Raw genomic sequence first — 8716 nt, 5'->3', positions numbered from 1 at the left:
GTCGCCCAGTGGGTCGACCACGCCCAGTTCGACGCGTACCGGGCCCTCGGGCACTATCTGGGCACGAAGGCGATGCCTCCCGATTTGAACCCGTAGCCCGTCACGCGTACCCCTTGGTCTACGGCCGCCTCACTCCGCCTCCCGACAGCCCCACGCCCGACCCCGGGCAGCCACCCTGGGTCACCGACTGCGCGTACTACGCGGGCAAGGCCCGTACGGCCATCGGTGACACTGGCAGGCGCGTCAGGCAGGTCCAGTGCATCCTGCTCAAGCGCGGGTACGAGATCGGCGGCACCGGCGTGGACGGCGTGTTCGGAGAAGGGCTGGAGGCCGCGATGATGCAGTTCCAGACCGACAAGGGGATCGCCGTGAACGGCATCGTGAAGCGGCCGACCTGGGCGATTCTGCGGGCGCCGGAGTGAGGCGGCCGTAGCCCAAGGGGTACGCGTGACGGGCTACGGGTTCAAATCGGGAGGCATCGCCTTCGTGCCCAGATAGTGCCCGAGGGCCCGGTACGCGTCGAACTGGGCGTGGTCGAACCACTGGTCGAAGGTCGACTGGTGCGGGAACGACTTCTTCGCGAGGGCGTAGCTCAGCAGTTCGTACGGCATGTCCTGGGTCAGTACCGCCTTCACGAAGACGATCTCCCCGGTCGTGGTGGCGTCCGTGCCGGGCGAGAACCTGATCTTCGTCGGGTATTCGATCGTGCCCCGCACCACACAGGTCCTGGAGAACCTGGCGTTGAGCGCGGCCATCGGCTCCTCCGGCTGGAGCGGATCGGCGCTGCCCGGCACCAGGTCGAGCAGCTTCTGCACCGTCCTCCGCGTCATCTTCTCCTCGAAGGTGATCCGCACCCCCAGTTCCTCGTAGGCGAAGGTCACCGCCTGCGCCAGCGTGGTGGCCAGCGGCGGGGTGTCCCCGGACGCGTCGATGACGTACACCTTCCGGCAGCGCAGCCGGAGCAGCTCGACCAGGCCGAGGTTGTCGACGTGCCCGCCGTCCGTGCAGAGCAGCAGGGGCGCGGTGTCGGTGTACCGGCCCACCAGCTCGTGGAGCTGGTAGCGCAGCCGCCGTACGCGAGGCAGTCGCGGCATGCGCTTGCTGGGTTCGTGCCGCGCCAGTTCCGCGAGATAGATCGGGTTGGGCACCCACGTACCCAGCCGCAGGTTGGAGAGCGCGAGCAGCCGCTCCATGAACATCGTCTGCGAGCCCATCGCGGAGGCGAAGGCGGCCCCGGACACGGCGACGGCGGACTGCACGGTCAGGTCGCGCTCGATGAGCGCGGGGGCGGTCTTGGCCAGGGTGTCGGTGCGGATCCAGCCGGTGTCCGGGCCGCCGACGTAGTCGGAGGCGAACGTGAAGGGCACCGCCGGGCGGCCGGGTGCCGTGCGGTTCCGGAGGGAGACCGCCGCCGAGGCCGCGAAGACGACCTGCGGGAAGTCGTCCACCTTCTTCGCGTAGGACGCGAGCGGAGTCGCCTCGGCGTTGTAGTCGTACGGTACGGCGCCCTGCGAACCGTCCCGCAGCGTGGTGCGCCGGACGGCGAAGGCACTCGACAGCCGTTGCCGGTAGAAAGGGTGCAGGCTGAATGTGGTCTGGTCGATCACGAACGCCAGTACGACCAGGATGAACGGGAGCCCGTACCGCCATCCGATGTCCCAGTCGCCGGCGTAGACGGCCGCCCAGGACATCAGGGCGAGGCAGAAGAACACGACCAGCAGCAGTACCAGCCAGCACACGAGGACCTTCACCCAGTTGCTGCTCACCTGGACGGTCAGGGAGGCGCCGCCCTTCCTGCCGAACGCGCCGATCTCCCCTCCGTCGGGCCGCAGCTTCTTCACGGTCTTGTGGACGGCGGTGAACCAGGTGCCGACCGCCGCCGCCGCCGCGGTGAGCGCGCCGAGCGCGGACAGCCTCTTCCCGTTGTCTCCCGATCCGCCCAGCGAGTCCGACAGCCAGGCGTAGAACCAGATCACCGCCGGAAGAACGACGGCGAACACGGCGACCAGCACCGCCAGCGCCACGATCGCGCTCAGCGTGGTGCGCAGCCAGACCGGGCGGGACTTCACGCTCCCCGCCCGTACGAAGGCGAAGCCCACGGACAACAGGCCCGCCAGGCAGAGCAGGGCGAGGAAGGGGTACCAGGCGTTCGGATGCAGGTGGAAGGACGGGACGCGTTCCTCCGGTGTGAAACACGCCGGGACCGTCGGTGTCTCGCACGTCGGTTTGAAGGGCACCTTCGCGGGGAGGAAGCGGCCGAGGTCGGTGACCGTGACGAGCGAGTAGAAGTAGTGCAGGAACTCACCGGCGACGGCGAAACCGAGCGCCAGCATGCCGAAGGACACGGCCATCCCGCGCAGCAGCGCGCCCAGGGCCTTCAGCTTCTCCCGGGGCGAGTCAGCCAGGTACTTGGCGTGCCGGCGGATGTGGTCCTCCTCCGGGCTCCCCGGCTCGAACACGTTCTCGACGGTCGCGGTGCTCGTCGGTACCGAGCCGGCCCCGGCCGGTCCTGCGGGGGTGGCGTCGGTGAGCGCCAGTTGGAAGGCCCCGGCGGTGTATCCGCCGCCGGACACGGACACCAGGTACCCGGCCTTGAGCAGCTCGCTCCGCATGGCCTGAAGCGCGCCCAGCGTGACCGTCGCCGACCGGATGCCGCCACCGGAGACGGCGAAACCGATCTCGGCGGGTCTCCGGCCGGGCGGCTGGTACGCGTGGGTACGCCAGTGGGCCGGTTCCGCTCCCGGTGTCGGTGCCAGTCCCGAAACCGGTCCGGGGGCCTGTGCTTCGGGGGCCGTCCACGCGGGCAGCGGATCCCAGTCGTGGGGTGCGACGGGCGGCAGGATCACGTCCGGGCCGGGTGGATCCTTCGTTGTGCGGGGTGCGGCTCCGTGGGTGTCGGCAGTGAGGCCGTAGGCGTAGTCGAAGGTGGGGATCGACCGGTCCTCCACCGCGCTCTTGACGACAGCGGGACCTTTGACGAGTCGGGTGAGGAGAATGGCGACGATCATCACGGCCGCGGCGACCAGCGGGACGGCGGCGGCCCATTTCACCTGGGCGAAGTAGCCGGCCCACTCCAGGTGCCGCTCCAGACTCCGCCTCTCCACGACTGTCAGCACAGGCTCGGGCTTGGCCGCGATCCGGTTCAGGGCGGCGCGGAGAAAGATGTTCTCCACACAGTCCGCCACCACCGGTACGGCCGTCACGACGAGGGCGCGCAGTGCCCACAGCCTCGCGGTCCTGCGGTAGAGCAGGAGCCCTCCGAGGCCGAAGACCCCCGCCAGGGCCAGCGCGTACCCGGGGATGAACATGGCCCAGTCGTAGACAAGACTGTCCCGGAAGGCCTGGGTGCCCCCGCCCTTCGAGACGATCCGGTAGGCGTTCTCGGCCGTCGCCGCGAACTGCAGTTTCACCTCCGAGCGGTGATCGGGCTGCTGCCGAGGCCACGGGCCCCACAGAAAGAGACCCACGAGAGTGAGGCCGGCCACGACACCGCCCGCGCACAGCCACACCGCCCAGCGCGGAACCTGTTCCAGTTGTTCGCGCTGAGGCTGCTCAATCGGCATGCATACAAAGTGGGCGCAAAGTAGCCACCCGGCAACTTTTCGTAGGCAGGCGCGTCAGGAGGCATGGCAACGTTGTCCCGAACAGCGTGTACGAGAGGGTGATGATGGGATCCATCGACGAACCGGCGGGCGGGCTGCCTAAAGCCGAACTGCCCGAAGCCGAACTGCCCGAAGCCGAGCTGCCGGAAGGCCTCCGCGCCCTGCGGGCCGACGTGCACCGCGAGCTGCGCTCCCTCGACCCGCGCGCCGCCGACCGCTTCACCGGGCTGCTGACCGGCACCTGGGGCAGGGCGATGCGCCCGCAGCCCGACGGCGAGGTCTTCGTCCTCACCGGTGACATTCCCGCGATGTGGCTGCGCGACAGCACCGCCCAGGTCCGCCCCTATCTCCTCGCCGCCGACGACCCCGCCGTCGCCGCCGCGCTCACCGGCGTCCTGCGCCGCCAGTTGCGGTACGTCCTCGCCGACCCGTACGCCAACGCCTTCAACGCCGAACCCGACGGCTCCGGCGCCGGTTACGTCGACGAGCCGGCCCCCGGCCCGCTGGTCTGGGAGCAGAAGTACGAGGTCGACTCGCTCTGCGCCCCGCTCCAACTCGCGTACGGCATCTGGCGGGCGACCGGCGGCCTCGGGCATCTCACCGTCGACGACCGTTTCGTCCGCGCCGCCCGTCGCATCATCGCCCTGTGGCGGGTCGAGCAGGACCACGAGAACCGCTCGCCGTACGAGTTCCGGCGCCTCGGCGACGACGCGTTCGACTCGCTGCCGCGCGGCGGCCGGGGCGCACCGGTCGGACCCACCGGTATGACCTGGTCCGGCTTCCGGCCCAGCGACGACCGCTGCCACCACGGCTACCTGGTCCCGTCCAACGCCATGGCGGCCGTCGCCCTCACCGGCCTCGCCGAACTGGCGGCGGCGATCGGCGACCCCGTCCTCGCCGCCGACGCCACCGCCCTGTCCGGCGAGATCGCCACCGGGGTACGTACGCAGGGGGTGACCGAAGGGGCAGACCTGGCGGTGTACGCGTACGAAGTCGACGGTCTCGGCGGGCAGTCGCTCATGGACGACGCCAACATCCCGAGCCTGCTCTCGCTGCCCTACCTCGGCTGGTGCGACCCCGGCGACCAGCTCTACCTGCGCACCCGCGAGTTCGTCCTCAGCGACGCCAACCCCTTCTACTATGCGGGCAGTTCGGCTGCCGGCATCGGCAGCCCGCACACCCCGCCCGGCCACGTCTGGCCGCTCTCCCTCACCATGCAGGCGCTGACCAGCGACGACGAGGCCGAGCGGACCCGCCTCGCCGAGCTGCTGCTGCGCACCGACGGGGGCACCGGCGCCATGCACGAGAGCTTCCACACCGACGACCCCGGGACCTTCACCCGTGCCTGGTTCGGCTGGGGCGACGCCCTCTTCGCCGAACTGCTCCTCGACCTCACGGGCCGCTCGACGGCACGTCTGCATCCCCGGCTGCCCGCCGCCGAACGGCCCGCACGGTAAGGGCACTTCGGGCCGCGCGGCGCCGACGGTCGCTACGATCGGCGGCGTGTGCGCAAACATTGTGGTCGCCGAAGACGACGCGAAACAGGCCGAACTGGTGCGCCGCTATCTGGAGCACGAGGGTCACACCGTCACGGTCGTCGAGGACGGCCGGACCGCTCTCGACACGATCCGGCACCAGGAACCCGACCTGGTCGTCCTCGACGTGATGATGCCCAGGGCCGACGGCCTCGACGTCGTACGGATCCTGCGCGCCGAACGCCGCGAGGTGCTGGTGATGATGCTGACGGCCCGCAGCACCGAGGACGATCTGCTGCTCGGCCTCGATCTGGGCGCCGACGACTACCTGACCAAGCCGTTCAGCCCGCGCGAACTCGCCGCACGGGTAAGGACGTTGCTGCGCCGCAACCGGCGCGGCACCGACCCGGCCGTCATGGCCGCACCCGCGCCCGCCACCGCCCCGGAGCCCGAAGTGGCACCGGACGACGAGGTGTTGACGGTCGGCGCGCTCAGGATCGACCCCGCGCGGCACGAGGTGTCGGTCTCCGGGGAGCCCGTCGAGTGCACGCCCGGTGAGTTCCGTATCCTCGCGGCGATGGCTGCCGAGCCCGGCCGGGTCTTCACCAGGGCGCGGCTCCTGGACGAACTGCACGGCTTCGACAAGTACATCAGCGGCCGGACCGTGGACGTGCACGTCATGAACCTGCGCAAGAAGATCGAGCGCGCGCCCCGACGGCCGTCCCGCCTCGTCACCGTCTTCGGTGTCGGCTACAAACTGACGGACCCCGCGAGGAACGCGAACGTGCGCCATGCGTCGTCCTGACCGGATCCGTCCTGAGGGGCAGGGCGCGGCGGGGGCCAGGCTGCCGCTGCGCAAGAGCCTGGCGGGGCGGCTGCTGACCGTGTCGGCGCTGGTGGCGTCCTGCTCGGTGGCCGCGACCGCCTGGCTGGCCGTGCAGACGACCTCCGTCGCGATCCGCCAGGAGCAGGGGCAGACCCTCAAGTCCGACGCGAAGATCTACGACACCCTCCTCGGCTACGCGGCCACCCATCCCGACTGGGCGGGCGTCGACACCACCGTGCGCGACCTGGCCCAGCGGTCCGGGCGCCGGATCGTGCTCACCACCCGGGGCCGACGCCCCTTCGCGGACTCGGCCGGCTCCGCCGACTCGCCTTCCCGGGGCGGGAGTTCGACGGGCGGCAGCACACCGGCCGCCTCGCTGGCGCCGCAGCCCTCGGCGGTCGTCGACCCGCTCTCCGTGGACACCGTACTGGTGCCCGAAGCGGCCGAAGCGGGCGCGGACCGCGTCGATCCCCGGGCCGTGGGCCCCTTCCGGCTGCCCGCGAAGGAACGCGCCGCGCTGCGGAGGGCGTCCGCCGGGAGGGTGGAGTGCCTCAGCCGCATGGGCATCGCCGCCGACGTCGTCGAGGACCCCGGCGGCCGGACCCGCGTCCAGTTCGTGACCGCCGAGAACGGCGGCGGGACCGACCGGCTGACCGACCGCGACCTGGCGGCGAAGTGCCTGGACTCCTTCCCGGTCGGCCCCACCCCGACCGAGCGCAAGGCCCTGAGAGCCCTCAACCAACTGGCCGACGCCTGCCTGAAACGCCAGGGCCGTACGGGCGTCAAACTGAACCTGGACCTGTCCTGGGACCGGGGTTACACGTACGGGCGGGACGACGGACTCCTCGGTGTCGAGGAGGGCCTCAGCAAGCGGGAGGCGGCGGCCCTGGCCGCCAAGAGGGCGGACGACGTCTTCGCGGCGGAACGGAAGGCGGCGGCCGGCGGCGCACTCGACTACACCCCCGACCGGGTCCACGGCAGCGGGTACGACCGGGCCGTGGCCGCCTGTGTCGGCAGCGCCCGCCAGGAACAGCTCACGGCCTATGTCGCCGAGCCCGCACTGCTGTTCATCGACGGCCCCGGCGCGGCCGGCGTGCCCGGCTTCGACCTCTCCCGGGCCAACACCGCGCGCGTCGCCGGGGTCACCGCCCTGGTCCTCGCCCTCACCGTGGGCGCCTCGGTGCTCGCGGGAGCCCGGCTCGTACGCCCGTTGCACGCGCTCACCGGAGCCGCCCAGCGGATGCGGGACGGCCTGGACGCGACGCCGGTGCCCGTCGTCTCGGACAACGAGATCGGGCGGCTGACGGCGGCCTTCAACGACATGGCCGCGCACCGGGCCCGGCTGGAGGAGCAGCGCAAGGTGATGGTCAGCGATGTCGCCCATGAGCTGCGGACACCGCTGAGCAACATCCGCGGCTGGCTGGAGGCGGCCCACGACGGACTGGCCCAGCCGGACCCGGCGTTCGTCTCCTCGCTGCTGGAGGAGGCGGTGCAGCTCCAGCACCTCATCAACGACCTCCAGGACCTCGGCGCCGCCGACGCGGGCGCGCTGCGGCTGCACCGGAAGCCGGTACGGATCGAGGAACTGCTCGCCCAGGCCGCCGCCGCACACCAGGGGCTGGCCGAGACGGCCGGCGTCACCCTCACGGTCCTGGCACCGCCGCCCGGCACCCCCCGGCCGCCGCTTCTCCACGCGGACCCGGTACGGCTGCGCCAGACCGTCAGCAACCTGCTCTCCAACGCGGTGCGTCACACCCCGCCGGGCGGCACGGTGACCCTCCGCTCGTACGTCACCGGAACAGGCACAGGCACCGGCGACCAGGTCGCAGTCGAGGTGTCCGACACCGGCAGCGGCATCCCGGCGGGCGATCTCCCGTACGTGTTCGACCGGTTCTGGCGGGCGGAGAAGTCCCGCAACCGGGGCACCGGCGGCAGCGGTCTCGGCCTGGCGATCGTCCTCAAGCTCGCGGAGGCGCACGGCGGCACGGTGGACGTGGCGAGCACGGAGGGGAAGGGCGCCACCTTCACCCTGCGGCTGCCGGTGACGTCGCCCGCCGGCCCCGGACCCTGATGGGATGACCACGGCGGTCTGACAGTTTCCTCACAACCGGCAGTCAGGGTGGGGTCAAAGCCCGGCACCTGGTGCGGATCGGCAACCAGGGACGACCAACCCGGGCTGGAACTGGAGCACTTACATGTCCCGCCGTCTCAACCTGCGTCCGTCGCGCCCGCTGCGCTCTCTCAAGGCCGCCGTCCTCACCGGCGTCGCGGCCGGGGCGCTGCTCGTCCCGGCCACCTCGGCCTTCGCCGACTCGACCCCGACACCGGGCGCGACCGACCTGACCCCGGCCCGGAAGGACGCCCTGGAGAAGAAGAAGGCCGAGGACGCCAGGTCGCTGAAGGAAAGCGATGCCAGGAAGGCCGAAGCCGCGAAGCGCGCGTCCGGCAAGGACTACCCGCGCGGCGGTGTCGCCGCGGGCGAGGCCCCCGCCACGGAATCCACCAAGGACGACAACACCGGCACGCTCGTCGGTACGGCCACGGGCGCGCTGCTGCTCGCGGGCGCCGGCACCTACGTCCTGCGCCGCCGCACCGCCGCCCGCCACGACGGCTGACCCGACGGCACGACCTCTCGTACGACACGGCGGCGCCGCCCTTCACCGGGCGGCGCCCTGTGCGTCCGGCCCGGCGAACCTCCGCACCCCGCACTCCCGCCCCCCCCTGTTCTGGAGCCCGCGTTGCCCCCTGCACACCGCCTGGCGCCCGCCTTCGGTTTGGCGCCTGCCTTCGGCCTGGCCCTGGCCTACCGTCCA

The 8716-nt window shown here is 71.6% G+C and carries 6 protein-coding genes; 5 read left to right on the top strand and 1 reads right to left on the bottom strand.

What is annotated here, in order from left to right:
- The first annotated feature begins 113 nt into the window (after positions 1-113).
- Positions 114-422 carry a peptidoglycan-binding domain-containing protein gene (locus AOK08_RS09325; protein WP_055524999.1) on the top strand — a complete coding sequence of 103 codons (309 nt, stop codon included), beginning with the start codon at positions 114-116 and terminating at the stop codon, positions 420-422.
- 33 nt (positions 423-455) lie between these two features.
- Here the strand turns inward: AOK08_RS09325 and AOK08_RS09320 are convergent, their stop codons facing one another.
- The gene (locus AOK08_RS09320) at positions 456-3563 is read right to left on the bottom strand and encodes a hypothetical protein (RefSeq protein WP_157876622.1); all 3108 of its coding nucleotides are present in this window, start codon (positions 3561-3563) and stop codon (positions 456-458) included.
- 101 nt (positions 3564-3664) lie between these two features.
- Between AOK08_RS09320 and AOK08_RS09315 the strand changes: the two genes are divergently transcribed.
- The 4 genes from AOK08_RS09315 to AOK08_RS09300 all read left to right on the top strand — a co-directional run bounded on the left by AOK08_RS09315 (position 3665) and on the right by AOK08_RS09300 (position 8518).
- Positions 3665-5059 (top strand): glycoside hydrolase family 125 protein, encoded by a 1395-nt coding sequence (locus AOK08_RS09315; RefSeq protein WP_241826888.1) that lies wholly within the window; start codon positions 3665-3667, stop codon positions 5057-5059.
- Between the two features lie 46 nt (positions 5060-5105).
- The gene (locus tag AOK08_RS09310) at positions 5106-5882 is read left to right on the top strand and encodes a response regulator transcription factor (RefSeq protein WP_241826887.1); all 777 of its coding nucleotides are present in this window, start codon (positions 5106-5108) and stop codon (positions 5880-5882) included.
- Complete coding sequence (locus AOK08_RS09305) at positions 5869-7974, top strand: sensor histidine kinase (RefSeq protein WP_055524997.1); 2106 nt, start codon at positions 5869-5871, stop codon at positions 7972-7974. The genes AOK08_RS09310 and AOK08_RS09305 overlap by 14 nt, the downstream gene beginning before the upstream one ends.
- Positions 7975-8098: 124 nt before the next feature.
- Complete coding sequence (locus tag AOK08_RS09300; RefSeq protein ID WP_055524996.1) at positions 8099-8518, top strand: hypothetical protein; 420 nt, start codon at positions 8099-8101, stop codon at positions 8516-8518.
- Positions 8519-8716 lie beyond the last annotated feature (198 nt).

This window comes from Streptomyces graminilatus (assembly GCF_001418565.1).
GTDB lineage: Bacteria > Actinomycetota > Actinomycetes > Streptomycetales > Streptomycetaceae > Streptomyces > Streptomyces graminilatus.
Note: the sequence above shows the minus strand (reverse complement) of the source record. Positions and strands in the feature narration are given on the sequence as shown.